Source organism: Kitasatospora sp. NPDC001119, from assembly GCF_053598475.1.
The window spans coordinates 145,177-171,315 of the sequence record NZ_JBSFKI010000023.1 but is presented as its reverse complement, the minus strand read 5'-3'; the positions used below and the strand labels follow the sequence as shown (position 1 = coordinate 171,315).

Genomic DNA, 26,139 nt, shown 5'->3' with positions numbered 1-26,139 from the left:
TCCGCAGTGGCTCCCTCCTCCGCCTTGCGATGCACGCACCCCAACGCCGCCCCGCCCGCCCTCCGGGCGGACGACGGGAGTTCGAAGACAGGCCCCAGGCCCGCGGCCGGGGCATCGCCGCCGAAGCCACCCGCGCCCTGGCGCACTGGCTGCTCACCGCGCAGGCCTTCGAACGCCTGGAGCTCAAGGCCGCCACCGCCAACACCGCCTCCCGCCGCACCGCCCTGAACGCCGGCCTGCGCGAGGAGGGCGTGCTGCGCAACGCCGGCTTCACCCACCACGGCCGCACCGACCTCGTCCTGTACTCGCTGGTTCCCGCCGACCTGGGGTCGTCGCCGACGGCCTGACCGGGCCGGCGGCACCGGGTCGGGGCGTCAGGAGGCGGTGCGGCGCACCGGGTGGCCGCCGGGGCCGGTGGTGAGCCAGGAGCCGTCGCCGAGCGGCCGCAGGTCGTACGGGTCCGCCGCGTGGGCGTCGAACTCGCCGTGGACGCGGCCGGTGCGGGCGTCGACGCGGTAGTGGCGGAACCAGTCCTCCTCGTCCTCGGTCTCGCCGACGAGGGTGGCCAGGAGGGTGTCCGGGGTGAGGTGGCCGCCGCTCCACTCCAGGAAGACCGTGTCCGGGTCGTGGCCGAAGTCGTCGACGGTGAGGGTGAACACCGTCTCGCCGCCGGGGAAGGCGTGGACGGCGAGGTCCCTCTGGGCGTGGTCGACGGTCAGGAAGCGGTGCCCGTCGGGGGACAGGTCGATGAGGCAGCGGTCGTCCCACGGGTAGCGGAGGAGTTCCAGCCGGCCGCCGGCCAGCGACGCGCGGTAGACGGCGGTGCCGTCCTGCCCCTCGCCCACATTGAGGAGCATCCCGCCGCTCGCCGGGTGCGCCAGCTGCACGCCGCCGTGCCCGACCGTCTCCAGGTCGGCCCGGGCGAGGACCGCCCCGCTCGCGGCGTCCACGGCGACCCACTGGTCCGGCCGGTCGCGGCCCGCCATGGCGTCGGGCCGGTAGACCCACAACACCCGTCCGTCCGGGGACAGTTCGCAGTCGGGCAGGTGGCCGTGGGCGTTGTCCGCCGCCGGTTCGAAGGGCGTGCGCCAGACCTCCGCGCCGTCGGCCGTCACGCAGACGGCCGCGTGGAGCGTCGTGTAGTAGGCGTGCCGCAGGTCGGCGGCGACGGCGTGGGCGACCACCCCGTCCCCGGGGACCGGCCGGCAGGCCACGGCGGGCGACAGCACGCCCACGGCGCCGGCGGCCGGGGCGTAGGCGCAGACGAGTCCGTCGACGAGCCGGGTGGTGAGCCGGACGGGGTGCGGGGAGGCGGCCATTCCCGGAGGCTACCGAACCCGGGCGGGCGGCCGCCGTCGGCCCCGCCTCCGGCCGCTCCCGGCCGCCTCCGGCCGGTCAGGGGCGCCACTGCTCCCGGTAGCCGGGGTGGTCGTGGTAGGACTGCGCGAGGACGCGCAGCGCGTACGCGAGGCCGGCGGCGCGGGGGCCCGAAGGGTTCATCGTGATGCCCTCCTGGGCCAGCTGGTCGACCAGGTCGAGCATGGGCAGGTGGCTGTCGAGGAGCGCCTCGGGGCCGAAGACGTGCGCCACGTAGGCGTAGGCGTGGTTGTCTTCCTCGTTGCGTGCGCGCAGGAAGCGCAGGAGGTCGTCCATGGGCCCGTCCTGGTGCGCCGCCCTGGCGGGCCGGGAGCCGGGGCCCTTCCGCCCGGAGGGCGCGGGGGCGGCTCGGTGCCGTGTGCCGCAGGCGGGCGGCGGGGGCCTGGTCGGTGAACGGGCTTGGCGGCGCGCCGGGTTGCGCGCGTCCCCGGCCGGCCGGCGTCCCCGGCCGGCCGGTCAGGGGTGCGGCTGTTCGCGGTGGTCGGGTGGCCCGCGCCCGTCGTCCCGTCGCGGCCGAACTTCCGTTCGTCCTAGGGGAGTTCGTGCGGGAGGGCCGCCGCGTTCGGCGCCGTGGTGTCGTGTTCCACGGGGACGTTGCTTCCTCCCGTGGGGGCGCGCGCGGAGCCGGGCGCCGGCCGGGCTCCGCGCGCGCAGGGGGGAGGGGGTCAGGCGGCGGTGCCCTGCCGGCGGGCGCGGACGCTGGTGACCAGCTGGGCGCGGATGCGGGCGGGGACCTCGGGGGCGAAGCGGGCCAGGTAGTGGTTCAGGTGGGTCTCGTCGCCGGTGAGGAACGGCAGGTCGAAGACCAGCAGTTTGCGCACCGCGAGCAGCGGGACGGGGGCGCGCAGCGGCCGGAAGGAGTGGTTCCACAGGCCGGGTTCCTCGCAGACCGGGTGGAACTGGCCGATCATCAGGCCCTGTTCGACGAACTCGTCCTTGGCCTTGCGCTGGAGCTCGTCCAGCACGGTGGAGTCCTCGCGGTCCAGCTGGGGCAGCACCAGCAGGACGGTCAGCAGCTCGCGGTCGGACTCCTCCGCCAGGTCGGCGAGCAACGCGTCGTAGTGGGCGCGCAGTTCGGCCACCAGCGCGGGCAGGTCCCCGCCGGGGGAGGCGCCGGGGGAGGTGTCGGCGACGGCGATGTGGAACAGGCCTCGGCGCAGCGAGGGCTGGGTGTAGGGGCAGACCGGGCCGCTGCGGCCGAGGTCGGGGTGGGCGGTGGTGAGGAAGGCGCGGGCCCAGGCGAGGGTCTCGGCGGCCTCGGGGCTCGCGGCGGCGCGGCCGGCGTCGATGTGCTCGGCGCTGTACACGCGCAGCGCCCCGGTGACGGCGGCGGGAGCGGTGGGGGCGACGGCGGCGGGGGCGGTCATCGGGGCCCCCGCCAGACCGGGGCCAGGCGGGGTCCGCCGCCGGGCAGGGCGAGGGCCTCGCCGAAGCGGGCGAAGCCGCCGCAGGCGAGCAGGCGGGCGCCGGACGGGGAGCTGGTCTCGGCGTAGGCGGCCTGGCCGGCGGTGTCGACCTCGGTGAGGAAGGCGTGCAGCAGGGCCCACCCGGCGCGGGTGCCGCGGGCGCCGGGGCGTACCCCGACGAAGGCGAGGTAGTGGTGGGAGCGGTGGCGCGGGTGGCGCAGGGTCTGCAGGCGGGTGATGGCGGCCAGGCGGCGGGCCGGTTCGCCGTGGCCGGCGGCGTCGATCGCCTCGGCCAGGGCGGCGGTGGCGGCGCCGTCGCGCGGGCCCGGGGCCTCCCAGCGGCCGGGCGGCAGGAACAGCAGCGCCCCCAGCGGTTCGCCGTCCTCGGCGCCGTCGTCCGTGGCGCCGTCGCCGGCGGCCCGGTGGACGGCCAGCGCGCCCCCGTGGGCCAGGCACTGCTCGACGTGGACGCGGAAGAAGGCGGGCAGGACGCGGGCGCGGTGGTCGGGGTCGGGGAAGGCCCAGAGCATCAGCGCGTCGTCGGCGAAGGCGTCGGCGAGCGCGCGGGCCAGGGCGTCCTCCTCGCCCGGGCGGGCGGGGCGCACGACCGGCCGTACGGCGCTGTCGGCGGGCCCGGGGGGCGGTAAGGCGGTGCCCGCGGCGGCGGGCAGGGCGGTGGCGGTGGTCAACGGGCACTCTCCTCGAACGAGGGGGCGGACGAAGGGGAAGGAGCCGAAGGAGTGGACGGAACACAGGGAGCGGACGGAGCAGAGGGAGCGGACGGAACGGTAGAGACAGGGGAACCGGTAGCCGAGGCGGCCAGCGCCGCCACCCGCGCGTGCAGCGGCGCCACCCACCCCTCCGCCTCCGGCTTGATCAGCACGCTGCGCAGCACCCGCGCCCCGTCCGCGTCCGCGCGCACGCCCGGGTGGCGGCGGGTGAAGTCGGCGGCGTCCACGCGCAGCACGCTCAGGTAGACGGGGTCGTGCTCGTCGGCCATGCCCTGGCGCAGGACCCGCTCGCTCGCGGCGTCGACCGCCGACAGCGCGGGCGGCCCGGCCGGGGTGGGGAAGTAGGTGACGATGTCCAGCTGCGGCCGCTGGTAGAGCGTCAGCTCCGCGCTGTCCTCGATCCGCCGCGCCCAGGCGAGGGCGGCGCGCCGGCTCGCGGCCAGCCCCGCGCCCAGCCCCCGCGCGGTGAGCGGCAGCAGCTGCAGGGTCAGCCACAGGGCGGCGGCCGAGGCCCCGGCGCGCGAGCACTCCAGGCTGATCTCGCCCAGGTGCAGCTCGGCGTCGGTGAAGTAGGTGTACGGGGAGTCGTGGGCGAAGTGCCGCCCGATGTCCGGGTCGGCGAACAGCACCGCCCCGCAGCCGTACGGCTGCAGGCCGTGCTTGTGCGGGTCGACGGTCACCGAGTCGCAGCCGGCGATCGCCCGCCACGGCGCCGTGTCCACGTCGAGGGAGGCGGCCAGCGCGTCGTCGGAGGCCAGCAGCGCGAAGAACCCGCCGTAGGCGGCGTCCACGTGCACCCGCGCCCCGTAGCGGCGGGCCAGCGGCAGGATCTCGTGCACCGGGTCGACGGCGCCCGCCCCGGTGGTGCCGCAGGTGACCACCACCGTGCCGACCCGCCCGGTGCGCAGCAGCTCCTCCAGCGCCCCGGTGTCCATCCGGCCCTCGGCGTCCGCCGCCACCGCGTGCCCCTGGACGTCCAGCACGTGGCACATCCGGCTGTGGGTGTAGTGGGCCTCGCGGCTGTACGCCACCCCCAGGCCCGGGTGGCTCTGGCGCGCCACGTACAGCGCCTCCAGGTTGGCGATGGTGCCGCTGCTGGTCAGGTGGCCCACGTGCGCGGGCAGCCCGAACATGGCGGCGAGCTGCGCGACGCACTCGCGTTCCATGTCGTTGGTGGCCGGCCCGCCCTCGTAGGCGTGGTTGTTGGGGTTGAAGCGCATCGCCGTCAGGTAGCCCACCACCGCCGCCGGGTGCGGCGGCTTGACCATCTGCCCGGCGTAGCGCGGATGGAAGAACGGGTAGTTGTGCTCCAGGCGCTCGGCGAAGCGCTCGAAGGCGGCCGCGAACGCCGCCTCGTCCACCAGGTGCGAGGGGTGCGGCTCCAGCGGCCCGAACCGCTCGCCCCACCGCTCGGCCACCTCGGCCGCCTTCGGCAGCCAGTACCGCAGGTCCACGCTCAGGCCCTTCCCCTCAAGTCCTTCGACAACGGGGGGCCGACGCGCGGGTGAGCAGCACGCCGGGCCCCTGGCGAGTACGAGCGTTCACCGCGTCCGAGTCCTTGAGCGTTCCTCGACCGCGTCCGCAGCCACCGTGGCCACCGCCCGCAAGGCGCCCGCAACACCCGCAGCTCACCCACCGCACCGCCCGACGGCCCCACCCGCACCGCCCCGGCCCCCGCCGCGGGCACCCCCGCACCGCCCCCCGCACCACCCCGTACGGCCCCAGCCGGACCCCACCGGGACCCGAGCCGCCGCTGCTGCAATCACCCCCGGACAAGGCCGCCCCACCCCACCCGGGCGAGGCCGGGGGAGCTCACGCGGGAGGAACGACGCGATGGTGACCAGACGCAGGATGATCGGCGCCGCCCTGGCGACCGGGGGAGGAGTCCTGCTCGTGCGCACCACGCTGCGCCCGGCCCCCTCCGCCGCCACCACCGCGGCCGCCGCCGCCAAGGACGCCGGCCACGCCCACCCGGCCGGCGCCGCCGCCCCCGACCCCGGCCCCGACGCCGGCCCCGCGCTCGCGGAGAAGTTCACCACCGCCCTGCCGCTGCCCCCGGTGCTCAGCCCCGTCTCCACCGACGGCGGCGCCGACACCTACGCGGTGACCATGCTGCGCTCCTACGCCCGCGTCCTGCCCGGCCGCCGCACCGAGGTCCTCACCTACAACGGCGCCTTCCCCGGCCCCGTCATCCGCGCCCGCTCCGGGCGCCCGGTGGTCGTCCGCCAGACCAACCTGCTCGACGACCCGGTCTCCGTCCACCTGCACGGCTCCGCCGTCCCCGTCGACAGCGACGGCGGCCCGATGAACCTGCTGGGCGCCGGCGCGACCCGCACCTACACCTACCCCAACGACCAGCCCCACGCGAGCCTGTGGTTCCACGACCACGCCCACCACCTGGAGTCCGAGCACGTCTACCGCGGCCTGGCCGGCACCTACCTGCTCACCGACGCCACCGAGGCCTCCCTGCCGCTGCCCGCCGGCCGCTACGACCTGCCCATCGCCCTGCGCGACGCCCGCTTCGACACCGCCGGCAACCTCGTCTACCGGATGGACGACGCCGAGGGCCGCGCCACCGTCCTCGCCAACGGCCGCCCCTGGCCCAAGGTCGACGTCGCCGCCCGCCGCTACCGCATCCGCCTGCTCAACTCCTCCAACCTGCGCTTCTTCTCCCTGCGCCTGGCCGACGGCGGCCCCATCACCCAGATCGGCTCCGACGGCGGCCTGCTGGAACGCTCCCACACCACCGACACCGTCGACCTGTCACCCGGCGAGCGCGCCGACGTCGTCATCGACTTCTCCCGCTACCGCCCCGGCACCAGCGTCGTGCTCACCAACTCCATGCCGCCCGGCCCCGCCGAACACATCGGCCAGGTCCTGCGCTTCGACGTCGGCCGCCCCGCCCCCGACCCCTCCAGCGTCCCCGACCGGCTGCGCACCCTGCCCCCGCTGGGCCCGGTGGCCCGCGAGCGCACCATCGTCCTGAAGGTCGAGGAGGGCGGCGCGGGCGTGGCCCCGCTCGGCCTGATCGACGGCCGGCAGTACGACCCCGCCCGCGTCGACGCCGCCGTCGCCTTCGGCACCTCGGAGATCTGGACGGTCCACAACGCCAACACCGACATCCCGCACAACTTCCACCTGCACCTGGTGCAGTTCCGCGTCCTGCAGCGCAACGGCGCACCCCCCGGCCCCGAGGAGGGCGGCCTCAAGGACACCGTGCGCCTGATGCCCGGCGAGAGCGTGCGCCTGCAGGCCACCTTCGACTCCTACCGCGGCCGCTACCCCTACCACTGCCACCTGCTGGACCACTCCGCGATGGGCATGATGGCCCAGATGGAGATCGCCTGACACCCCGCTCCCGGGGCCGCCCGCCGACGTCGCGCCGGACACGGGCGGTCCCGGGACCGGGGGAGCGGTCAGGACGCGTGGATGCCCTGCCCCGGCGTCAGGATCCCCGCCGGGTCCCAGCGGCGCTTGGCCCGCGCCACCGTCTCCCACAGCCCCCCGTAGTGGCGCCGCCAGTCCGCCCCCGTCATCCCCGGCACCGCCCCGATCAGGTACCGCTTGCCGCCCAGCTCCACCGCCAGGTCGTACAGCCGCCGGTTGCGCTCCAGCATCGCCGCCGTGTCCGAGCCCGGCCCCGGGAACGCCAGCAGGTCGAAGTGCCAGCCCACCTCCTGCCCGGGCAGCACCGCCAGCGGCGCCCGCACCTTCGAGCGCTGGTACGGGTAGAACAGCAGCAGCCCCGCCCCCAGGTCGGCGGCGGTCAGCACCTCCGCCGCCCGCGCCATGAACGCCCGCGCCGCGGACGCCGGCAGGAACACGCTCAGCCACGGCTTGGGCAGCGCCCACAGCCCCGACGCGCGCAGGTACCCGGCGAAGCCGTCCACCCGGAACGCGTACTCCCGCCAGCTCTGCTCCACCACCTCGCTCGACACCGGGCGCAGCCCCGCCAGCAGCGCCGCCCGGTCCACCGCGCCCCCGGCGTCCGCGAACGCCACCAGCTCCGCCTTGTACCGCCAGCGCGAACCGTCCTCGCTGCGCACCACGTCGCCGACCTGGAGGTCGAAGCGGCGCTCGGCCATGACCTTCTGCTGGTCGGCGAGGTAGGCGTCCAGGTCGTCGTAGTACAGCGAGAAGACGTGGGCGCGTTCGCGGACCTTCACCAGGGCGAGGGTGGCGCGCACGATGACGGCGACCTGGCCGCCGCCGGCCAGCACGGCCTCGAACAGTTCCCGGTTGCGGGTGGGGGAGGCGGTGACCAGTTCGCCGGTGCCGGTGACGACGTCCAGTTCCAGCACGTTGTCGACCTGCATGCCGTGGCGCTGGACGCCGCCGCCGATGCCGCCGACGCTCAGCGTGCCGCCCACCGTCAGGTGCAGGTAGTCGGTGAGCACCGGCGGCACCCAGCCCGCGGCCAGGCCGGCCTCGGTGACCTGCGCCCAGGTGGCCCCGGCCTCGACGACGGCGCGCCCGGGGCGCACGGACAGGACCTTGGACAGGCCGCGGGCGTCGATGGCGACGCCGCCGCGGGGGTTGGCCTGGCCGTAGCTGGAGTGCGACTCCAGGCCGGCCTCGCCGAGCTGGGCGAGGTCGCCGCTCTGGCCGTTGACGGCCACCGGGATGCGGTGGCGGCGGGCGAAGGCGACCAGCTGCTGCACGTCGCGTACCGAGCCGGGGCGCAGGACGGCCCGGGGGGTGGCGGTGACGAGGTGGCCGAAGTCGGTGGCGAAGCGTTCCAGGCCGGCGCCCTGGAGGGTCACCGTGCCGTCCAGGGCGGGCAGTCGGGCGATGTCGGCGCCCGTGGCGGTCCCGGCGCCGGTGTCGGCTTCGGTGGCCCAGGCGGCGGTGGCGGTGTTCCAGCCGATGACGGCGCTGACGGCGCCGGCGCCGGCCGAGGCGAGGAGGGCGCGGCGTGACAGTCCTGACCTGCTCATATCAGAATTTCTCCGATCAGTCGTCAAATAGGGATTGTTGTACCGCAACCATCGGGTGATCACCTACTGCCCCGCACCGTCCAGCTGTTCGCGCAGGGCGGTGAGGCGGTGGAGCACGGCGTTGACGAGCATCGGCCGGTACGGGTCCCGGTCGTTGTCCATCCAGGCGGTGGCCGTCGCGGCCTCCTCCAGCAGGGCCAGCCGGGCCCGGGGCAGGTCGGCCACCAGCGGGGAGCGGACCGCGTCCAGCAGGGCGTGGACGAGCCGGTGGGCGTGGACGCGCGGGTTGACCGCGAACAGCGTGCGGTAGACCCACAGCGCGTCCTCGCCGGACAGGATCCAGTCGTCGTTCAGCAGCAGCCGTACCCGTGCCCTCAGCACCAGGTCCTCGTTCATGTCGCGTGTCCCCCTTCGCCGTTCGTGAGCTGCCTCCCGCCGCGTGCGGGCAGCACGCCGTGCGCGCCGGCCGCCCTGGGCAGGGCGGTGGGCGCGGGGTTCGCGGTGGGATGCGCACGAGTCTGCGGGCGCGGGGCGGGGTGCGGCAAGGCGGAAGAAGGGTGTGCTGCGTCCTACCGGAGCGTTGCCCTGAGCTGGCAGGATGGGGGTCGGCACCCTCCGGGCGCGGTGGCGGACGCTAGCCTGGGCGCCATGTTCGTACTGGAGTTGACGTACACCGCCGCCCTGGAGTCGATCGAGGAGGCGCTGCCGCGGCACATCGCGTGGCTCGAGGAGCACTACGCGGCGGGCACCTTCCTCGCCTCGGGGCGCAAGGTGCCGCGCGACGGCGGGGTGATCCTCGCGGTGGGCGGGGACCGGGCCGGGATCGAGGCGTTGGTGGCCACCGACCCGTTCGTGCGGGCCGGGTTGACGCGGTACCGGGTGACGGAGTTCCTCGCCACCACCACCGCCCCGGAGCTGGCGGCCCACCGCCAGCGGCTGTCCGGCTGAGGCCCTCCGCCCCCGTTGGTCCCCGTCCGTCCGTGGTGCCCCGGGCCGTTCGCGCGGTTCGGGGCACGGTCGCGTTCTGGCTACGATCGGTGAACACGGGGCGAGGACGTATCGCGAGTACCGACTTTCGGCGGGAGAAGACGGATGGCACACGCACGGGCCGGGCAGCCGGCGCAGCCCGGTGACCTGGTGGACGTGGCGCGGCTGGTGACGGCGTACTACGCGCTGAACCCGGATCCGCAGGAGCCCGGGCAGCGGGTGGCGTTCGGGACCTCGGGGCACCGGGGCTCGTCGCTGGACGGGGCCTTCAACGAGGACCACATCGCCGCGACCACGCAGGCGATCTGCGAGTACCGGGCCGAACAGGGCGTCGCGGGACCGGTGTTCCTGGGCGCGGACACCCACGCCCTGTCCGAGCCGGCCAAGGCCACCGCCCTGGAGGTGCTGGCCGCCAACGGCGTGCACGTGCTGATCGACGCCGCCGACGGCTACACCCCCACCCCGGCGGTCTCGCACGCGATCCTCGCCCACAACCGGCGCAGCCCGCGCGCGCTCGCCGACGGCATCGTGGTCACCCCCTCGCACAACCCGCCGCGCGACGGCGGCTTCAAGTACAACCCGCCCAGCGGCGGGCCGGCCGGCTCGCAGGCCACCAACCGGATCCAGGACCGCGCCAACGAGCTGATCCGCGAGGGCATGCGCGGCGTCAGGAAGGTCCCCTACGCGCGGGCGCTGGCCGCCGCCACCACCGGGCGCCACGACTACCTCACCGCCTACGTCGAGGACCTGCCCTCCGTCCTGGACCTGGACGCGGTGCGGGAGGCGGGCCTGCGCATCGGCGCCGACCCGCTGGGCGGCGCGTCGGTGGCCTACTGGGCGCGCATCGCCGAGACCCACCGCCTGGACCTGACCGTCGTCAACCCGCGGACCGACCCGACCTGGCGGTTCATGACGCTGGACTGGGACGGGAAGATCCGCATGGACTGCTCCTCCCCGGCCGCGATGGCCTCCCTCATCGGCCGCAAGGACGAGTACGCCATCGCCACCGGCAACGACGCCGACGCCGACCGGCACGGCATCGTCACCCCCGACGGCGGCCTGATGAACCCCAACCACTACCTGGCGGTGGCCGTCGACTACCTCTACCGCCACCGCGCCGACTGGCCCGGCGACGCGGGCGTCGGCAAGACCCTGGTCTCCTCCTCGATGCTCGACCGCGTCGCCGCCGACCTCGGCCGCGCCCTGGTGGAGGTCCCGGTCGGCTTCAAGTGGTTCGTCGACGGCCTGCTGGAGGGCTCGATCGGCTTCGGCGGCGAGGAGAGCGCCGGCGCCTCCTTCCTGCGCCGCGACGGCGGGGTGTGGACCACCGACAAGGACGGCATCCTGCTCGCCCTGCTGGCCGCCGAGATCACCGCCGTCACCGGCGAGACCCCCAGTGCCCGCTACCGCGACCTGACCGAGCGCCACGGCGCCCCCTCCTACGCCCGGGTGGACGCCCCCGCCGACCGCGAGCAGAAGGCCCGCCTGGCCCGGCTGTCCCCGGAGCGGGTCGGCGCCGGCGAGATCGCCGGGGAGAAGATCACCGCCGTCCTCGCCAAGGCCCCCGGCAACGGCGCCCTGATCGGCGGCATCAAGGTCTGTACGGAGAACGCCTGGTTCGCGGCCCGGCCCTCGGGCACCGAGGACGTGTACAAGATCTACGCCGAGTCCTTCCACGGCGACGAGCACCTCGCCCGGGTGCAGGACGAGGCCCGCGCCCTGGTCGGCGAGGTCCTGCGGGGCTGAACCCGGTACGCCCGTGCCCCGGTCCGGCGGCCTGCCGGACCGGGGCACGGGCCTCTGCCCGGGCGCAGGTCGTCCCTCAGGCGCGGGACGGTTCCTGCCGCGGGGCCGGGGCCGACGCGCGGGCGGACCGCTCGTCGCGGGTGGTCGCCGCCGCGACCGCGCACGCGGCCAGCGCCAGCGCCGCCGCCGCGAACGGGAACCAGCGCCCGCCCAGCACCGCGATCGCCGCCGAGCCGGCCACGCCGCCGACCGCCGTCCCCAGGTACAGGGCGCTGCTGTTCAGCGAGATCAGCAGCGGCGCGTTGGCCGGGTCGATCGACGCCAGCCGGTGCGGCAGCGCCACCGACACCGCCCATCCGGCCAGCGGCACCACCACCGCGTAGGCCAGCGCCCCGGGCATGGTGAGCCCCAGCCAGGGCAGCGCGGTGAACGCGGCCGCGGCCACCGCCGAGCCGGTCAGCAGCACCCGCCGCACCCCGAGGCGGTCCACCAGGCGCCCGCCCAGCCAGCTGCCGGCCACCGACATCACGCCGCTGGTCAGCAGGACCAGGCTCAGCCGGTCGGCGTCGCCGCCGGTGGCGCCGGACACCGCGGTGGACAGGTAGATGTAGACGCTCTGGAAGGCGAGGAAGAACACCAGCGTGGTGGCGGCGGCGCCCAGCACCCGGCGCCGGCCCAGCGGCGCCAGGCGCGCCGCGAGGGTGGGGGCGGCGGCGGGGGCGGGCAGGTCGCGCAGCAGCGCCGCCAGGCCGGCGAAGGCGGCCACGCCCAGGGCGGTGACCAGCCACATCGTCATCCGCCAGTCGGCGCGCCCGATCCAGGTGCCCAGCGGCACCCCGAGGGCGGTGGCCACCGTCATGCCGCCGAGCACGGTGGCCAGCGCCCGGCCGCGCCGCTCGGGGGCGACCAGCGTGGTGGCCACCGCGTTGGCGGTCGGCGTGTAGAGGGCGGCGCCGGCCGCCGCCAGCACCCGGGTGGCCAGCAGCAGTTCGTAGGTGGGGGCGAGCGCGCTGAGCGCGTTGGCCGCGCTGAACACGACGAGCGCGGTCAGCAGCAGGCGCCGGCGCGGCCAGCGGGCGGTGAGCGTGGCCAGCACCGGGGCCAGCAGCGCGTAGCCGAGGGCGAAGACGGTGACCAGCTGGCCGGCGGCCGGCACCGACACCCCCAGGTCGGCGGAGATCGGGCCGAGGATGCCGGCGAAGACCATCGAGTCGGTGCCCATGGCGAAGGTGCCGAGGGCGAGCAGGAGCAGACGAACGGGCACGGGAGGCCCCCCGGGACACAGGAACGGATTGTTGGATAAGCATGCAACAGTTTGACGCTCGTCAAACACTCGGGGATTGGTGGATGATTGTCAAACCATCTGTGTCCCCCGGCGGCCCGAGGAGCGTGCGCCATGACCGACGACGAGCGGCTTCCCCAGCCCGCCACCGCCGACATCGACCTCGTCACCGTCCTGCACGCCCTGGGCGACCCCGTGCGCATGACCCTGCTGCTCAGCTACGCCGACGACGCCGAGCACTCCTGCGGCCCGCGCGACCTGGGCCTGGACCACCTCCACAAGTCGACCGTCTCCCACCACATGCGGGTGCTGCGCGAGGCCGGCGTCACCACTACCCGCGTCGCCGGGCGCAACCGCTTCGTCAGCCTGCGCCGCGCCGACCTCGACAGCCGCTTCCCCGGGCTGCTCGACGCGCTCCTGGCGGCCCCGGCGGCCCCCGCGCGGTAGGGGGCCGGCTCCGGGCTGCCGCCGCGGGCCTATGCCCGCGGTCGTACGGCGCGGCGGGGGCTCCTGCCCCCGGCGGACGCGCCCGGGCGGGGCCCGGCGGCACGGTGGACGGGCACGCCGCCCGCCGACCCGATCGCCGCAGGAGCACGCCCGTGACCAGATCCCAGCCCGGCCTTCCGTCCGGCCGTCCGCTCAGCCGTCGGGGCGTGCTCGGGGCGCTCGCCCTGGGCGCCGCCGGAGCCGTCGCCGGCGGCGGGCCCGTGCGCGCCGACGCCGTACCGGCCGACGCCGCGGGGCGGCCCTGCCTGAGCCTGCCCGCGCCCACCGGCCCCCGCCCCGTGGGCACCGCCCTGCTGTACCTGGACGACCCGGCCCGCACCGACGCCTGGGCCCCCGCGCCGCGCCCGCGCGAACTGCGCGCCCGCCTCTGGTACCCCGCCGCCCCGGGTGCCCGGGGCCCGTACGCGCCGTGGATGAGCCCCGCCGAGACCGCCCACCTGCAGGCCGACTACTTCGCCGTCCCCGGCGCCCGCCTCGCCTGGCCCGCCACCCACGCCCGCCCGGACGCCCCCGCCGACCGCACCCGCCGCCACCCCGTGGTCCTCAACTCCCACGGCTCCGGCGCCGACAGCGCCTTCAACACCGCGCTGGCCGAGGAGCTCGCCTCCCGCGGCCACGTCGTCGCCGCCGTCGACCACACCTACGACGCCGGGGAGGTCGAGTTCCCCGGCCACCGCCTGGAGGTGCGCGACAAGGCCCGCGTCCAGGCGATGACCGACGCCGCGATCGTCGCCTACCGCGCCGCCGACGTGCGCTGCCTGCTCGACCGCCTGGCGGCCGGCCCGCTGCCCGCCGGCCTGGACGGCGCCCTCGACCTCGGCGCCGTCGGCATGTTCGGCCACTCCATGGGCGGCGCCACCACCGCCCACGCCCTGTACGAGGACCCGCGCATCCGCGCCGGCGCGGTCCTGGACGGCCCCCTGTTCGGCCCCGCCGCCACCGCCGACCAGACCCGCCCCCTGCTGCTGATGGCCTCCGCCTGGGACAGCCCCGCCCGCGACACCATGTGGGACACCCTGTGGCCGCACCTGACCGGCTGGCGCCGGCGCCTGACCCTCACCCGCTCCGGCCACCTGTCCTACTGCGACCTGCAGCTGCTCGTCCCCCAGGGGCAGTCCGTCTTCGCCTGGCCCGCCGACCGGCTGGAGCACTTCCTCGGCACCGGCGACCCGCAGCGCGCCGTCGCCGCCCAACGCGCCTACCTCACCGCCTACTTCGGCCTCCACCTGCGCGGCATCCCCGCCCCGCTGCTGGACGCCCCCGTGCCGCAGTGGCCCGAGATCCGCTTCGACGCGTGAACCCCCGCTGCCCGCAAGCCCGTTCGGCCCGCTGTGCGCCGCCCCGAGGTCCGGGACCGTGGCGTCTCGCGCCGAAACCGCCACCGTCGGGATCGACGATGGCGGTGTCGGCGCGGGCGCGTCAGTACGGGAGCGGGCGGTTCTCCCGGGCCCACAGCTTCTCGGTCTCGCTCTGCTCCGGGGGCGGGGTGAGGCCGTCGATCATCCACAGGTTCCGCGGCGTCTCGTCGACGTGGAACTCGCAGTACAGGCCGCGGTCGGTGGTGTGGGGCGCGAGGAGGGCAGCGAGCGCCTCGCGGGTGCGCCTGCGCAGGTCCGGGTCCTCGGTGTGGCGGGCGATGTGCTCGACCACAACCCGTACGGCCGCGCCGTGCGGCTGGCCGCCGACGTGGAAGGAGTCGGCGGCGACCTCGTGGAAGAGGACCACCACGTAGAACTTCGGCAGTCCGAAGCGGGTGTAGAAGCCCGTGATGTCGGTGGAGAGCTGCTTCTTCTGCCCGGGGTCGTAGGTGCCGGGCGGGTGGTAGACGTGCCACAGGGGCATGGCGGTTCCTCCTGGTCGTCGGTCGGGTCGGGGTTTTTCGTCGGCGGTCGGGCCGGTGGTCCTGCCGGGGTGTCAGCGGCGGCCGAGGACGGCCAGGTCGTCCACGGGGCCCGACAGGGCGGCCTTCAGGGCCCGGGTGGCGTCGTCGACCAGCACCTCGTGGTCGCCGCGCTCGACGCCGTCCAGGACGGCGCGGGCCACCTCGGCGGGCGGGATCTTGTCGACCGGGACGGCCGCGACCATCTCGGTGTCCGCGAAGCCCAGGTGCACGCCGACGACCTGCGTGCGCTGGGCGGCGAGCTCCAGGCGCAGCGAGTTGGTCAGGGACCACAGCGCGGCCTTGGAGGCCCCGTAGGCCCCGGCCCCGGCGCCCCAGGACAGCAGCGAGTGGATGTCGACCAGCGCGCCGCCGCCGCGGGCGGCCAGCACCGGGGCGAAGGCCTGGGCGATGCGCAGCGGGCCGAGCACGTTGGTCTCGAAGGTGTCCCGGACCAGCGCGAGGTCGGCGCTGAGCAGCGGCGCCGGGTACAGGACGCCGGCGTTGTTGAAGACGATGTCGACGTCGTCGGCGCGGGCCGCGAGGGCGGCCACCGAGGCGTCGTCGGTGACGTCCAGCGCGAGGACCTCCACGCGCGGGTCCTCGCTGGTGTCGGGGGTGCGGGCGGTGGCATAGACCTTCTTCGCGCCGCGGGCCAGCAGTTCCGCGGTGAACGCCCGGCCCAGGCCCCGGCGGCCTCCGGTGACCAGGGCGGTGGAGCCTTCGATCACGGTCATGGTGCATCTCCTCGCTCTCGGGGCGGCACGGGCCGTCGCCGGCGGGTGCCGCAGCATTTAGATTATTACCATCATCTAAAGGGGATGGGAAAGTGGACGCACCAAGTGGAAGCACCGACCGGACGCACCACGCGTCGTACGAGAGGGAAGGAGCCGCGGCATGCCCCGCGTGTCCCGCGCCGAGGCCGAACGCACCCGCAGCCGGGTCGTCGACCACACCGCCCGCCTGATCCGCGAGAAGGGCGCCGACCAGGTCAGCGTCCCCGAGGCGATGGCCGCCGCCGGACTCACCCACGGCGGCTTCTACCGGCACTTCGCCTCCAAGGACGACCTCCTCGCCGAGGCCCTCACCGCCGCCTTCACCGAACGGCGCGACGCCATGGAACAACTCGCCGACCAGCCGCCCGCCCGGCGCACCCCCCGCGCCGAGTTCCTCCACCGCTACCTGTCCGAACTCCACCGCGACCACCCCGGCCACGGCTGCGCCGCCGCCGCCCTCGCCGCCGACGCCGCCCGCACCGAACCCGGCACCCCGCTGCGCACCGCCTACACCGCCGGACTGCGCGACCTCGTCGACGCCCTGGCGGCCCTGCCCGAACCCGCCGAACGGCAGGAGGCGCTCGCCGACCTGTCCACCATGGTCGGAGCACTGCTGCTCGCCCGGGCGAGCCAGGACCCCGACCTGTCCGGGGAGTTCCTGGCCGCCGCCCGCCACCGCCTGGCCATCGACGACGGAGACGGGGACGGAAACGGGAGCGGGGAGCCGGCGACCGCGTAGGGTCCGTACGTACGTGGACCTGGCGAAAGGACGGACCGTGCCGATCAGAGGCGTGCTCTTCGACGTCGACGACACCCTGTTCGACTACTCGGGCTCGGAACGGGCGGGCATCCTCGCCCACCTGCGCCACCTCGACCTCCTGCACCGCGTCCCCGACCCGCAGACGGCGGTGGCGCTGTGGCGCGAGATCCTGGACGAGCAGTACGCCCGCTTCCTGGCCGGGGAACTCACCTTCACCGGCCAGCAGCGCGAACGCGTCCGCCGCTTCCTCGCCCGCCTCGGCGAGGACACCGCCGCCATGCCCGACGAGGCCGCCACCGCCTGGTTCGCCGGCTACACCGCCCACCGCGACGCCGCCTGGACCGCCTTCCCCGACGCCGCCCCCGTCCTCGCCGCCCTCGCCCCCACCCACCGGCTCGGGATCGTCTCCAACGCCCCGATGGACCAGCAGCGCCCCAAACTCCACGCCACCGGCCTGCTGCACCACTTCGCCGACACCGCCCTCGTCGGCTCCGACCGGCCCGGCGAGGCCAAACCCGCCCCCGCCATCTTCCTGACCGGCTGCGCCCGCCTGGGCCTGCCCCCGCACGAGGTCGCCTACGTCGGCGACAGGTACGACCTGGACGCCCTCGGCGCCCGGGGCGCCGGCCTGCGCCCCTTCTGGCTCGACCGCGCCGCCTCCCGCACCCCGGTCGACGACGGCATCCACGTCCTGCACACCCTGGCCGAACTGCCCGCCGCCCTGCGGACCTGAGCCGGGGCCGCCCGGTCGCGCGGGAAGTCGGCCGGGCCGACTTCCCGCGTCGCGGGGGAGTGGGCGCGCTGCGCCGCTCGTCCCGGTCGGCCGCTCAGTCGTCGAGGCCGAACAGGGCGCGGCAGCCCTCGTCCAGGCCGGTGACGGTGACCGGGGTGAGGGCGTGCCCGGCCCAGGCCTCGGGGGTCAGGCGCAGGCGCTGGGAGACCACCACCCGCCCGTCCAGGACGTCGCGGTCGATGCCGTCGCCGCGGTAGCCGAGCCGGCGCGAGACGGCCAGGGAGGAGTGGTTGTCGGCGAAGGACAGCGACCTCGCCGACCGCGTCCCCAGCTCCGCGAAGGCCAGGTGGAGCATCGCGGCGCGCATCTCGGTGCCCAGGCCCTTGCCCTGGTGCTCCAGGCCGAGCCAGGAGCCCGAGACGATCTCGCGCCGCACGCCGAACTCCTCGGCGCGCATGTCCTGGATGCCCACCGGGCGTCCCTCGTGGAAGGCCACCAGGTTCAGCGCCCAGTCCTGCGCGCTCCAGCGCCCCAGCCGCCGCCAGTGCAACTGCACCACGTGCCGGGCCCGTTCGGCCGGCGGCAGCTCGCCCCACGGCGTCAGGAACGGGCGCTCCTCGGGCGGGTGGACGCCGCGGGCGGCGACGTCGGCCACCTCGGCGAGTTCGTCCTCGGTGGGCAGGCGCAGCTCCAGGCGGGGCGAGGACACGCGCAGCCCCCGCAGGGGCCAGTGGTCGATGATCATCGAGCCAGTGTGCCCAGCCCGCCCGCGCCGCGCACCGCCATTTCCACCTCGCCTTCACGTCCGCCTCCGCCCCGAATCCACCTCCCGGGGGACAGCGGCGGCGACCCGACTTGACGCGCCGTCACCTACAGTCGTGCGATGAGCGCACGAAGTGATACTCGGCTGGTCGGAGGACCGCCACCCCCGCACCGCCTGCCCACCCTCACCTCCCTGCGCTTCGCCGCCGCCCTCGCCGTCTTCCTCTTCCACGCCTTCCTCGTCGCCGACCCGCTGCACCCCGGCGCCCCGCTCGGCTTCTTCGCCGACCCCCGCCTCGCCGCCACCCTCGCCCACGCCACCTCCAAGGCCGGCTACGCCGGGGTCTCGTTCTTCTTCGTCCTCAGCGGCTTCGTCCTGACCTGGTCCGCGCGCGAGCGCGAACGCCCCGCCGCGTTCTGGCGCCGGCGCCTGGCCCGGATCTACCCCAGCCACCTGGCGATGTGGGCGGCCGCCGCCCTCCTGTTCGCCTGGGCCGCCCCGGTGCGCACCTGGCTGCCCAACCTCCTGCTCGTCCACGCCTACTCGCCCGACCCGGACATCAACTCCGGGATGAACATGCCCAGTTGGTCGCTGTGCTGCGAGGCCCTGTTCTACCTGCTCTTCCCGCTCCTGCACCGCGCCGTACGGCGCCTGCCCGCACGCGCCCTGCGCCCGGCCCTGGCCGCCGCCCTGCTGGCCGCCGCGGCCGTCGCGGGAGCCGACGCGGTCCTGCTGTCCGACCGGCCCCGGATCCCCCAACTGCCCGTCTCCCTCGACCAGCTGTGGTTCGGCTACCTCTTCCCGCCGGCCCGGCTGCCGGAGTTCGTCCTCGGCATGCTGCTGGCCCGCGCCGTCGCCGCCGACCGCGCCCCGCGCGTCCCCCTGGCCGCCGCCGCCCTCCTGGTGGCGCCCGCCTACGCGCTCGCGCTCGCCGTCCCCTCGCCCTACGACTTCGTCCTGCCGATGGTCCTGCCGCTCGCGCTGGTCATCTGCGCCGCCGCCCAGCACGACCTGCGGCGCGGCGCCGGGGACCCGCCGCCGCGCCGCCCGGCCCAGTGGCTGGGCGCCGTCTCCTTCGGCTTCTACCTCTGCCAGGGCGTCGTCCTCTTCCACGGCCGCCCCCTGCTGTTCGGCGACCGCACCTACCCCGCGCCGCTCGCCGCCCTGCTGACCGTCGCCGCCTTCGGCGCGACCCTGGCCGCCGGCGCCCTCAGCCACGCCCTGGTCGAGCGCCCCGCGGTACGGCGCCTCGCCGGCCGGGCGGCGGGAGCCGGCTGACGGACGGGGGTGCGGGCGAGGGGCGCGCCGTTCAGTCCGTCGGCCAGGCCCGCAGGTCGGCCAGGGTGAGTGTCCGGAAGTGGCCTTCACCGTCCCCCATGACGAGCAGTTGGAACTGCTCGGGGTCCGACCACGGGAGCCGCGCGGCGATCCGGGCGAACTCGGCGAACGGCAGGTGGTTCAGGGCGCCGCCGAAGAGGTGGGGAGGCCGCTTCGTGCCGCCCCAGGCGTGGTCCTCGGTGGAGATGTTCCGCAGGCTCCGGCGGACGGGCCGTCAGCGGCCGGTGGCGGGGCGGTCGGGGGCGTCGAGGGCGGCGACCTCGCGCACCGCGTCGGCGATGGCGCGGAAGTCCTTCTTCAGGATCGCGCCGTGGTTGCTGGGCACCTTCGCGCTGATCCGGATGTGCGGGTTGCGCGCGGTGACCGCCGGCAGGGCCGCGCGGATCAGCTCCTGCTCGTCGCCCTTGCTGCCCAGCGAGGTCCCCGAGGCGATCACGTACCGGGTCGGGACGGTGATGGCGTCCAGCACCGGGCCCAGTGCGGCGGCGCTGCCGATCCTGCCGAGTTCGATGTTGGACTCCGACATCTGCCGGTGGGTCATCCGCGGGGTCAGGCCGGTGGGGCGGACCAGCGCCATGAGCGGCGCCCACCGCCGGAACTGCGTGCGGATGCGCCGCTCCAGCTCCTCGGTCAGCCAGTCGTAGGGCAGCGCGCCGTCCACCAGGACCGCGCCGACGGCGCGGCCCGGGTTGCGCGAGGCCCAGTGCGCGGCGACGAACGCCCCGTAGGACCAGCCCACCAGCAGGGCCCGCCGCACGCCGCGGGCCGCGAGGACGGCGTCGACGTCCCGGACGGCGGCCTCGAAGGAGTAGTCCGCGGAGCGCTTCGACGTCCGGCCGCGGGCCCGCTCGTCATAGGTGATGTGCCGCAGGCCCGGGCCGAGGTCGGCGAGGACGCGCCGCCAGTAGCCCTGGGTGGCGAACTGGCCGTTGAGGTAGAGCACGGGCAGGCCGGGGCCGCCGGTGTCGGTGGCGGCCAGGGCGGTGTCGTCGACCGGGACCAGGCCGGTCCACGGGGCGGGTTCGGTCGCGGGTGCGGTGCTGTTCGTCATGGTGTCCCCCTTGGACGGGTGTCGGGCCCCGGGACGGGGTCAGAGGCTGCGGGCGGTGATGTCGCCGTGGGAGGTGGTGGCGCGGATGTCGAGCACGGTGGCGCCGTCGTTGCGCAGGGAGTTGGCGACGCGGCCGTGGCCGGTGCCGGCGTCCAGGGCGGCGCAGACCCCGGCGGCGGCGCCGACGGTGATGCTCCCGGACTGGGTGCTCAGCTCGACGGTGCCCCGGTGGGCCTCGGTGACGCGGATGTCGCCCCGGGTGGTGCTGATCCGGGCGGGCCCGCCGAGGCGGCCGACCTCGACGTCGCCGTCGACGGCGCTCAGGTGCAGGCTCGCCGCCTCGTCGACCTTGGTGTGGCGGTACGCGCCGTCGAAGGCGACGTCGCCCAGGCGGCCGACGACGCGCAGTTCGGCGGCCGCGGCCTTGCCCCGTACGGCGGAGCCGGCCGGCAGCTGGACGGTGACCTCCAGGGAGCCGGTGGGGCCGAGCAGCTGGCCGCCGGACGCGGAGGTGACGATCCGCAGGACGCCGTCCTCGTAGGTGACGGCGGTCTGCTCGGCGGCCCGGACGTCGCGGCCCTTGCCGGGCTCGGCGGCCCGGACCTCGACGGTGGTGTCGACGCGCTCGGCGGCGATGAACCGCACGCGCCCGCCGGGGATGTCCAGGACGACGGTGACCGGGGCGGGGGTGGCGAACTTCTGCATGCTGCACTCCTGTGAGGTTTCGTTCCATCGGTGTTTCCGACATTGGAAACGCTACGTTGCTTTCAAGATCCCGGCAACTAGTTCGTTGCGTCAAAGTGGCGTAATAGCAGGTGGATAGCGGGAAACTGTTGCAACGGACGCACGGGTAACGCAACGGACGCCACCCCGATCATTGCAATGGTCTGAAGGTGAACGCTAAGGTGGGGGCCGACCGGGAACCACACGGCCACCACCACCGAGGAGAACGCGATGCCGGGAGGCAGGCTCACCCAGCAGGAACGCCGGCAGATCGCACTGGGGCTGGCCGACAGCCTCCCCTACGCCGAGATCGCCCGACGCCTGGAACGCCCCACCTCGACCGTCACCCGCGAGGTCATGCGCAACGGCGGCCCCGTCGCCTACCGCGCCGACCTCGCCCACCGCGCCACCGAACACCGCGCCCAGCGCCGCCGCCCCGCCCCCACGGCCGGCCCACGGCCCGGCACCCACCCCCACGGCCGCGACGACGAGGCCGTGGCCGCCTACGAGGAACAGCTCACCACCGTCCTCATGGGTTCCGGCCTCAACCGGATGGGCGCCCGCGTGGTCACCTGCCTGTCCACCACCGACGCCGGCAGCCTCACCGCCGCCGAACTCGCCCAACGCCTCCAGGTCAGCCCCGCCTCCATCTCCAAGGCCATCGCCTTCCTGGAGAGCCAGAGCCTGGTACGCCGCGAACGCGACGAACGCCGCCGCGACCGCTACATCGTCGACGACGAGCTCTACTACCAGGCCGTCATCGCCAGCGCCCGCGCCAACGACAGGGTCATCGAGACCGCCCGCCAGGGCGTCGCCGTCCTCGGCCCCGGCACCCCCGCCGCCGTCCGCCTGGAGAACATCGCCCGCTTCCTCGACTTCATCAGCGAAAGCATCGTCCGCGCCGCCGAACAGGCCCGCGAAGTCCTCCACACCAAACCCGCGACTGTTATCAAGGGCGAGGCCTCGGGGTAGGAAGTCGGCCCCGCCGACTTCCTACTCCGAGGCCGTGACGGTCAGGCCGCCCGGCGCAGCGCGGCCTTCTCGATCGTCCGCACCCGCCGCCACGTGTACACCCACGCGTCGATGTCCCGCACCCCGCAGATCTGCAGGAAGTGCCGCACCTTCTCCATCTGCGGAAGGGACGTCGCGTTGAGCATGTCGGAGATCGTGCTGCGCCGCAGGACCTTGCCGTAGGCCGTCTGCCGCTGCTGGTGCAGCCGCGCGCTGCGCTCCTCCAGCCGCCGCAGCGACGGCTCGCCGGCCCAGACCCTGACGTCCTCCAGGCCCGCGACGAACTCCTTCACGGTGGAGAACAGCACGGGATCGGGTTCGCCTGCGGCGGGGACCGGTACGCGCCAGTCGGGGGCGGGCGGCGTCTTGGCGGACGTCTGCGTACGGGGGCGGAGTTCCGCCATCGCTTCCCCGTGAAGAAGCAGCGCGCGCCGGTGGGTGTGATCACCCACCTCCATCGCTTTCAGCAGCGCTCTCATCTTCTCCTCTGTAGGCAGAAGACGTCCCCGGATGATCTCGTGCACGGTGGAGGGGCCCAGGCCGGTTCCGTGTGAGAGATCTTCGAGGGACCGCACGGGTGCGAGGCGGTGGAGTCTCTGCAGTTCGTAGATGAACTCCTCGCGTGCGGTCATCGCCGCCCCCGCACGGCCGTTCCGGAGGCCTCGACGGCGGCGGTGACGATGACGGTCACCAGCGCCTCGACGGCGTACCCGAGGACGATCAGGGCGATGACGCCGGCCAGGGCGACCGCGAGGAACACGGCGGACAGCGCGGCCCGCCGCAGGCCGGAGCCCTCGGCGGGCGGGGTGGCGGGCGGCGGCGTGCGCCGTACCGCGCATCGGAGTTCGAGCAGCACAGTGGTCCCTTCTGAACCCTCAACCCGGACGTGGGGATTGCCGTCCCCTGGGCCACCCGGCGGGTGGTTGGGCCAGATCATGCGCGGCCGCGAGGCGTGGCGCAAGTTCCGGCCGGGGGCGGCAACCGGGCTTCGCAGGCGGTGACTTGACCCGTCTTCGGGACGGGTTCGGACACGCGGACGCCGGCAGTGCGGCGTGGTGTCCGAAGCCGTCCGAGACCGTCCGGGCGCCCTCGGGCAGGTCGCCGGGATCGCGCCTGCTCGGGGCGGTCCGGCGTCCGGGAGTGTCCGAAGCCGTCCGACCGGCTTGGTCGCGGCGCCGCCGGCTGCCACAGTGCAACCCGAGAGCCCTTCCCCTCAACCCGGACGGTCTCCCTGGGCGGAGCGCTGTTGCCGCAGCCCCGCCGTGACGCGGATCACATCGGAGAAGGCCTGCCCCGTCCAGGGAGCAGGCCTTCTCCTCGTCCCCGCCCACCGGTCAGGGTGTCAGGAGCAGCCGCCCGCGCAGGCCTCCGGCCTCCAGGCGGCGGTGGGCGTCGGCGGCGTCGGCGAGCGGGAGGGTGTCGGCGACCCGCAGGGTGAGGCGGCCGTCGGCGGCGAGGTCGGACAGGCGGGCCAGCGCCGGGCCGTCGGCGGTGATCCACACGTTGGCGACCCGGATGCCGCGCAGGGGCACCGGGGCGCTGCCGGCCGCGACCGCGACGAAGGCGCCGCGGCCGCGCACCGCGCCCAGGGCCCGTACGCCCAGCAGGGCGGCGTCGACGGCGCCGTCGACCCCGCCGGGCACCGACTCCCGTACGGCGGCGGCCACGTCGGGTGCCGTGCGCGGCACGAACCACTCGGCGCCCAGGTCGCGCACCAGCGGCTCGTCGTCCTGTCCGGCGAGCGCGACCACCCGCAGGCCGCGCAGGGCGGCCAGTTCGACGGCGAAGCCGCCGACGCCGCCCGCCGCGCCGGTGACCAGGACGGTGGAGCCGGTCGGCAGGTCGAGCAGGTCCAGGGCCTGTAGCGCGGTGAGGCCGTTGAGCGGCAGGGTCGCGGCCTGGGCGAGGGTGGCGCCGGCCGGGGCGGGGGCGAGGGCGTCCGCGTCCAGGACGACGTGCTCGGCGTAGGTGCCGAGGTCGGTGTCCAGGCGGTCGCGCAGGCCCACCACCGGCTGGCCGAGCGAGAATTGGGTCACCTCGGGTCCGACGGCGTCCACCGTCCCGGCCACGTCCCAGCCGATGCCGGTCACCGCGCGCGGGGCCATCAGCCCGGCCCCGGCGAGCACCCCGGAGCGGGTGACCGCGTCCACCGGGTTGACCCCGGCCGCCGCCACCCGCACCCGCACCTGCCCGCGGCCCGGCCGCGGCAGCGCCACCTCCACCAGCTCCAGCACCTCGGGACCGCCGAACTCCCGCACCACCACGGCACGCATCACGACACCCACCCCTCACGAATCGGCAACTCCACCCAACCTAAGGAGAGTTACTCTCCATGGGGAAGGACGTACCCGAAGGTGCGTACCGCACGGAAAGGAGAGTGGGCCGATGCCCACCACGACCGCCGCCCGGCGCCGCGCCGCCGAGGCCGCCGCCTACGACGCCTACCTCGCCTGGTGCCCGGCCCGCCAACTCCTGGACCGGATCGGCGACAAGTGGGTCAGCCTGCTCGTCTCCGCCCTCGCCGAAGGGCCGCTGCGCTACAGCGACCTGCGCCGGCGCCTGGCCGGGGTGAGCGAGAAGATGCTCACCCAGACCCTGCGCGCCCTGGAACGCGACGGCCTGGTCAGCCGCACCGTCACCGCCGGGGTGCCCGCCCGCGTCGACTACGAGCTCACCGGGCTCGGGCACGACCTGCTGCCGCTCGTCCGGCAGATCAAGGACTGGGCGGAGAGCCACATGCCCCAGGTGCTGGCGGCCCGCGCCGCGTACGACGAGGACCACCGGGCACCGGACTGACCCGGGGAGACCGGGGACGGTAGGGGCGCAACCTCCGGCGGGGCGGCTCGTTGGGCGTACGGGTCGAACCGACCGGCCGGGAGCGGGAGTACGCCCCGGCCCTGACGGATGGGGACGTTCATGACCGACACCGACACCGCCGCGGACTCCGCGGTCCGCAGCGGCAGCCCGGACTCCGCGGTGGACCGGGTCGCCGACTTCTTCGGCTCCTACGTCGACGCCGTCTCCGACGGCACCGACGACCTGGGCACCGAACTGCGCGCCCACTACCTCACCGAGGACTTCCGACAGCGGCTGGCGGCCTGGGAGGAGGCCAACCACGCCGACGGCGTGCTGCGCGCCCAGGACGTGCCCACCCGTTGGGAGGTGCGCTACCACGACTCCGGCGCCGGGCACCTGTTCACCACCGTCACGCTGACCTGGGGCACCGGCCCCGACGCCGGGCACACCCGGCTGGCGGTGCAGAGCGACCTGGGCACCAAGCTGATCTCGGACATCGAGGAGGGCTGACCCGCCGTCACGCCGCCCCCGGGGGTCACGCCAGGGCTGCGGCCAGGCGCTCGGGCAGGGTGGCGTACGGGCGGCACTCGACCACGGGCAGCGCGTGGGCGCGGGCCTGGTCGGCGAGCCAGGTGCTGTAGCGGGCGCTGACGGCTGCGCGCTCGGGCTGCGGGCCGCTGTCGGGCTCGCGGTCGGCGTAGTTGGCGCCGATGCTCCGCGGGTCGTCCTCGTGCAGGAAGACCGCGCGCACCCGCCGGCCCTGTTCGGCGGCCTCGGAGGCGGCGCGGGCGGCGGCGGCCGGGGTGAGGTAGTCGCCCTCCACGATCGCGGGCACGTCCACGGTGAGCCGGTTGCGCACGACGCCGAGCAGCGCGTCGTCCAGGGCGTGGGCGGTGGCGATCTGGAGCTCCAGGACGCGGTCGGCGCCCAGCGCGTCCGGGTCGGGCACGGCGGAGAAGTGGTGCAGGCCGGGGTGGCTGTCAGCGTTGGTGGCGGCCTGGAGGGCGGCCACGACGTCGTCGAACTCGACGACGAACGCGCCGTGTCGAACGCGCAGGAGGTCGGCGGCGCGGCTCTTGCCGAGGCCGGAGGCCCCGCCGATCAGCAGGACGTCCCACGGGGTTTCGTCGGTATGCATACCGGCACGGTAAGCGGTTCGGGGTGCGGGTGGGCTCCGGGGGGTGGGGGAGGCGGCCGAGGGCGCGCCTCCCGGCCCGGCCCCCGGCGCCCGGAAGCCGGCCCCGGCCCGGTCCGTGGTCCGCCGCCCGCACCGCCCCCCGGCGCGGGCGGCGGCAGCGAACGGCCGGCAGCGGACGGACCCGTACGGCGGCGTCCG

Annotated in this window: 29 protein-coding genes; 12 read left to right on the top strand and 17 right to left on the bottom strand. The window is 75.4% G+C overall.

Annotation, left to right across the window (positions count from 1 at the left end; translation table 11 throughout):
* Positions 1-347: GNAT family N-acetyltransferase (locus tag ACWDD9_RS27430; protein WP_449812971.1), on the top strand; the 347-nt coding region annotated here is incomplete at its 5' end.
* A 27-nt stretch (positions 348-374) separates the two neighbouring features.
* On the opposite strand, the gene ACWDD9_RS27425 is transcribed toward ACWDD9_RS27430, so the two are convergent.
* The 5 genes from ACWDD9_RS27425 to ACWDD9_RS27405 all read right to left on the bottom strand — a co-directional run bounded on the left by ACWDD9_RS27425 (position 375) and on the right by ACWDD9_RS27405 (position 4,968).
* Entirely contained in the window at positions 375-1,319 is a 945-nt protein-coding gene (locus ACWDD9_RS27425) for a hypothetical protein (RefSeq protein WP_449812970.1), read from the bottom strand.
* 76 nt (positions 1,320-1,395) lie between these two features.
* Entirely contained in the window at positions 1,396-1,653 is a 258-nt protein-coding gene (locus ACWDD9_RS27420; RefSeq protein WP_449812969.1) for a DUF6221 family protein, read from the bottom strand.
* 389 nt (positions 1,654-2,042) lie between these two features.
* Positions 2,043-2,744: a DUF6875 domain-containing protein gene (locus ACWDD9_RS27415; protein WP_074006289.1), complete on the bottom strand. Its 702-nt coding sequence runs from the start codon at positions 2,742-2,744 to the stop codon at positions 2,043-2,045.
* Positions 2,741-3,472 (bottom strand): hypothetical protein, encoded by a 732-nt coding sequence (locus tag ACWDD9_RS27410; protein WP_449812968.1) that lies wholly within the window; start codon positions 3,470-3,472, stop codon positions 2,741-2,743. The genes ACWDD9_RS27415 and ACWDD9_RS27410 overlap by 4 nt, the downstream gene beginning before the upstream one ends.
* Positions 3,469-4,968, bottom strand: coding sequence for a pyridoxal phosphate-dependent decarboxylase family protein (locus ACWDD9_RS27405; protein ID WP_449812967.1), 1,500 nt, complete (start codon positions 4,966-4,968; stop codon positions 3,469-3,471). The genes ACWDD9_RS27410 and ACWDD9_RS27405 overlap by 4 nt, the downstream gene beginning before the upstream one ends.
* Before the next feature lie 379 nt (positions 4,969-5,347).
* Between ACWDD9_RS27405 and ACWDD9_RS27400 the strand changes: the two genes are divergently transcribed.
* Positions 5,348-6,862, top strand: a complete 1,515-nt coding sequence (locus tag ACWDD9_RS27400; protein ID WP_449812966.1) for a multicopper oxidase family protein — start codon at positions 5,348-5,350, stop codon at positions 6,860-6,862.
* Positions 6,863-6,930: 68 nt separating this feature from the next.
* Here ACWDD9_RS27400 and ACWDD9_RS27395 read toward each other — a convergent pair whose 3' ends face one another.
* Together ACWDD9_RS27395 and ACWDD9_RS27390 are read right to left on the bottom strand one after the other, a co-directional pair.
* Positions 6,931-8,451, bottom strand: a complete 1,521-nt coding sequence (locus ACWDD9_RS27395) for an FAD-binding protein (RefSeq protein ID WP_449812965.1) — start codon at positions 8,449-8,451, stop codon at positions 6,931-6,933.
* A gap of 63 nt (positions 8,452-8,514) precedes the next feature.
* A complete protein-coding gene (locus ACWDD9_RS27390; RefSeq protein WP_074006292.1) occupies positions 8,515-8,847 on the bottom strand; it encodes a hypothetical protein in 333 nt (110 codons plus the stop codon).
* Between the two features lie 252 nt (positions 8,848-9,099).
* On the opposite strand from ACWDD9_RS27390, the gene ACWDD9_RS27385 reads away from it, so the two are divergent.
* The gene (locus ACWDD9_RS27385) at positions 9,100-9,399 is read left to right on the top strand and encodes a YciI family protein (RefSeq protein WP_449812964.1); all 300 of its coding nucleotides are present in this window, start codon (positions 9,100-9,102) and stop codon (positions 9,397-9,399) included.
* Positions 9,400-9,543: 144 nt separating this feature from the next.
* Positions 9,544-11,184, top strand: coding sequence for a phosphoglucomutase (alpha-D-glucose-1,6-bisphosphate-dependent) (gene pgm, locus ACWDD9_RS27380; RefSeq protein ID WP_049656775.1), 1,641 nt, complete (start codon positions 9,544-9,546; stop codon positions 11,182-11,184).
* A 76-nt stretch (positions 11,185-11,260) separates the two neighbouring features.
* Here the strand turns inward: pgm and ACWDD9_RS27375 are convergent, their stop codons facing one another.
* A complete protein-coding gene (locus ACWDD9_RS27375) occupies positions 11,261-12,448 on the bottom strand; it encodes an MFS transporter (protein WP_449812963.1) in 1,188 nt (395 codons plus the stop codon).
* Between the two features lie 132 nt (positions 12,449-12,580).
* Here ACWDD9_RS27375 and ACWDD9_RS27370 point away from each other — a divergent pair, with 132 nt between their 5' ends.
* Both ACWDD9_RS27370 and ACWDD9_RS27365 read left to right on the top strand, forming a co-directional pair.
* Positions 12,581-12,913 (top strand): ArsR/SmtB family transcription factor, encoded by a 333-nt coding sequence (locus ACWDD9_RS27370; RefSeq protein ID WP_449812962.1) that lies wholly within the window; start codon positions 12,581-12,583, stop codon positions 12,911-12,913.
* A 152-nt stretch (positions 12,914-13,065) separates the two neighbouring features.
* Positions 13,066-14,271: an alpha/beta hydrolase family protein gene (locus ACWDD9_RS27365; protein ID WP_449812961.1), complete on the top strand. Its 1,206-nt coding sequence runs from the start codon at positions 13,066-13,068 to the stop codon at positions 14,269-14,271.
* A gap of 121 nt (positions 14,272-14,392) precedes the next feature.
* On the opposite strand, the gene ACWDD9_RS27360 is transcribed toward ACWDD9_RS27365, so the two are convergent.
* Together ACWDD9_RS27360 and ACWDD9_RS27355 are read right to left on the bottom strand one after the other, a co-directional pair.
* Positions 14,393-14,815: a tautomerase family protein gene (locus ACWDD9_RS27360; protein ID WP_449812960.1), complete on the bottom strand. Its 423-nt coding sequence runs from the start codon at positions 14,813-14,815 to the stop codon at positions 14,393-14,395.
* Between the two features lie 72 nt (positions 14,816-14,887).
* Positions 14,888-15,589 (bottom strand): SDR family oxidoreductase, encoded by a 702-nt coding sequence (locus ACWDD9_RS27355; protein WP_380744475.1) that lies wholly within the window; start codon positions 15,587-15,589, stop codon positions 14,888-14,890.
* A 160-nt stretch (positions 15,590-15,749) separates the two neighbouring features.
* Here ACWDD9_RS27355 and ACWDD9_RS27350 point away from each other — a divergent pair, with 160 nt between their 5' ends.
* The gene (locus ACWDD9_RS27350) at positions 15,750-16,367 is read left to right on the top strand and encodes a TetR/AcrR family transcriptional regulator (RefSeq protein ID WP_449812959.1); all 618 of its coding nucleotides are present in this window, start codon (positions 15,750-15,752) and stop codon (positions 16,365-16,367) included.
* A gap of 37 nt (positions 16,368-16,404) precedes the next feature.
* A complete protein-coding gene (locus ACWDD9_RS27345; protein WP_449812958.1) occupies positions 16,405-17,121 on the top strand; it encodes an HAD family hydrolase in 717 nt (238 codons plus the stop codon).
* 94 nt (positions 17,122-17,215) lie between these two features.
* Here the strand turns inward: ACWDD9_RS27345 and ACWDD9_RS27340 are convergent, their stop codons facing one another.
* A complete protein-coding gene (locus ACWDD9_RS27340; RefSeq protein WP_449812957.1) occupies positions 17,216-17,866 on the bottom strand; it encodes a GNAT family N-acetyltransferase in 651 nt (216 codons plus the stop codon).
* Between the two features lie 138 nt (positions 17,867-18,004).
* On the opposite strand from ACWDD9_RS27340, the gene ACWDD9_RS27335 reads away from it, so the two are divergent.
* Positions 18,005-19,162, top strand: a complete 1,158-nt coding sequence (locus ACWDD9_RS27335) for an acyltransferase family protein (RefSeq protein WP_449812956.1) — start codon at positions 18,005-18,007, stop codon at positions 19,160-19,162.
* A 274-nt stretch (positions 19,163-19,436) separates the two neighbouring features.
* Here ACWDD9_RS27335 and ACWDD9_RS27330 read toward each other — a convergent pair whose 3' ends face one another.
* Both ACWDD9_RS27330 and ACWDD9_RS27325 read right to left on the bottom strand, forming a co-directional pair.
* A complete protein-coding gene (locus ACWDD9_RS27330) occupies positions 19,437-20,273 on the bottom strand; it encodes an alpha/beta fold hydrolase (protein WP_449812955.1) in 837 nt (278 codons plus the stop codon).
* 39 nt (positions 20,274-20,312) lie between these two features.
* Positions 20,313-20,978, bottom strand: a complete 666-nt coding sequence (locus tag ACWDD9_RS27325) for a DUF4097 family beta strand repeat-containing protein (protein ID WP_117485363.1) — start codon at positions 20,976-20,978, stop codon at positions 20,313-20,315.
* A 249-nt stretch (positions 20,979-21,227) separates the two neighbouring features.
* On the opposite strand from ACWDD9_RS27325, the gene ACWDD9_RS27320 reads away from it, so the two are divergent.
* Positions 21,228-21,968, top strand: coding sequence for a helix-turn-helix domain-containing protein (locus ACWDD9_RS27320; RefSeq protein ID WP_449812954.1), 741 nt, complete (start codon positions 21,228-21,230; stop codon positions 21,966-21,968).
* 41 nt (positions 21,969-22,009) lie between these two features.
* Here the strand turns inward: ACWDD9_RS27320 and ACWDD9_RS27315 are convergent, their stop codons facing one another.
* From ACWDD9_RS27315 to ACWDD9_RS27305, 3 genes are all read right to left on the bottom strand, one after another.
* A complete protein-coding gene (locus ACWDD9_RS27315; protein ID WP_449812953.1) occupies positions 22,010-22,639 on the bottom strand; it encodes a helix-turn-helix domain-containing protein in 630 nt (209 codons plus the stop codon).
* Positions 22,636-22,863, bottom strand: a complete 228-nt coding sequence (locus ACWDD9_RS27310) for a hypothetical protein (protein ID WP_449812952.1) — start codon at positions 22,861-22,863, stop codon at positions 22,636-22,638. The genes ACWDD9_RS27315 and ACWDD9_RS27310 overlap by 4 nt, the downstream gene beginning before the upstream one ends.
* 478 nt (positions 22,864-23,341) lie before the next feature.
* Positions 23,342-24,280: an NADP-dependent oxidoreductase gene (locus ACWDD9_RS27305; protein WP_449812977.1), complete on the bottom strand. Its 939-nt coding sequence runs from the start codon at positions 24,278-24,280 to the stop codon at positions 23,342-23,344.
* Between the two features lie 112 nt (positions 24,281-24,392).
* Here ACWDD9_RS27305 and ACWDD9_RS27300 point away from each other — a divergent pair, with 112 nt between their 5' ends.
* Both ACWDD9_RS27300 and ACWDD9_RS27295 read left to right on the top strand, forming a co-directional pair.
* A complete protein-coding gene (locus tag ACWDD9_RS27300) occupies positions 24,393-24,803 on the top strand; it encodes a winged helix-turn-helix transcriptional regulator (RefSeq protein WP_449812951.1) in 411 nt (136 codons plus the stop codon).
* Positions 24,804-24,923: 120 nt separating this feature from the next.
* A complete protein-coding gene (locus tag ACWDD9_RS27295) occupies positions 24,924-25,313 on the top strand; it encodes a hypothetical protein (RefSeq protein ID WP_449812950.1) in 390 nt (129 codons plus the stop codon).
* A 25-nt stretch (positions 25,314-25,338) separates the two neighbouring features.
* Here ACWDD9_RS27295 and ACWDD9_RS27290 read toward each other — a convergent pair whose 3' ends face one another.
* Positions 25,339-25,941 carry an AAA family ATPase gene (locus ACWDD9_RS27290; protein WP_449812949.1) on the bottom strand — a complete coding sequence of 201 codons (603 nt, stop codon included), beginning with the start codon at positions 25,939-25,941 and terminating at the stop codon, positions 25,339-25,341.
* Positions 25,942-26,139: the final 198 nt, after the last annotated feature.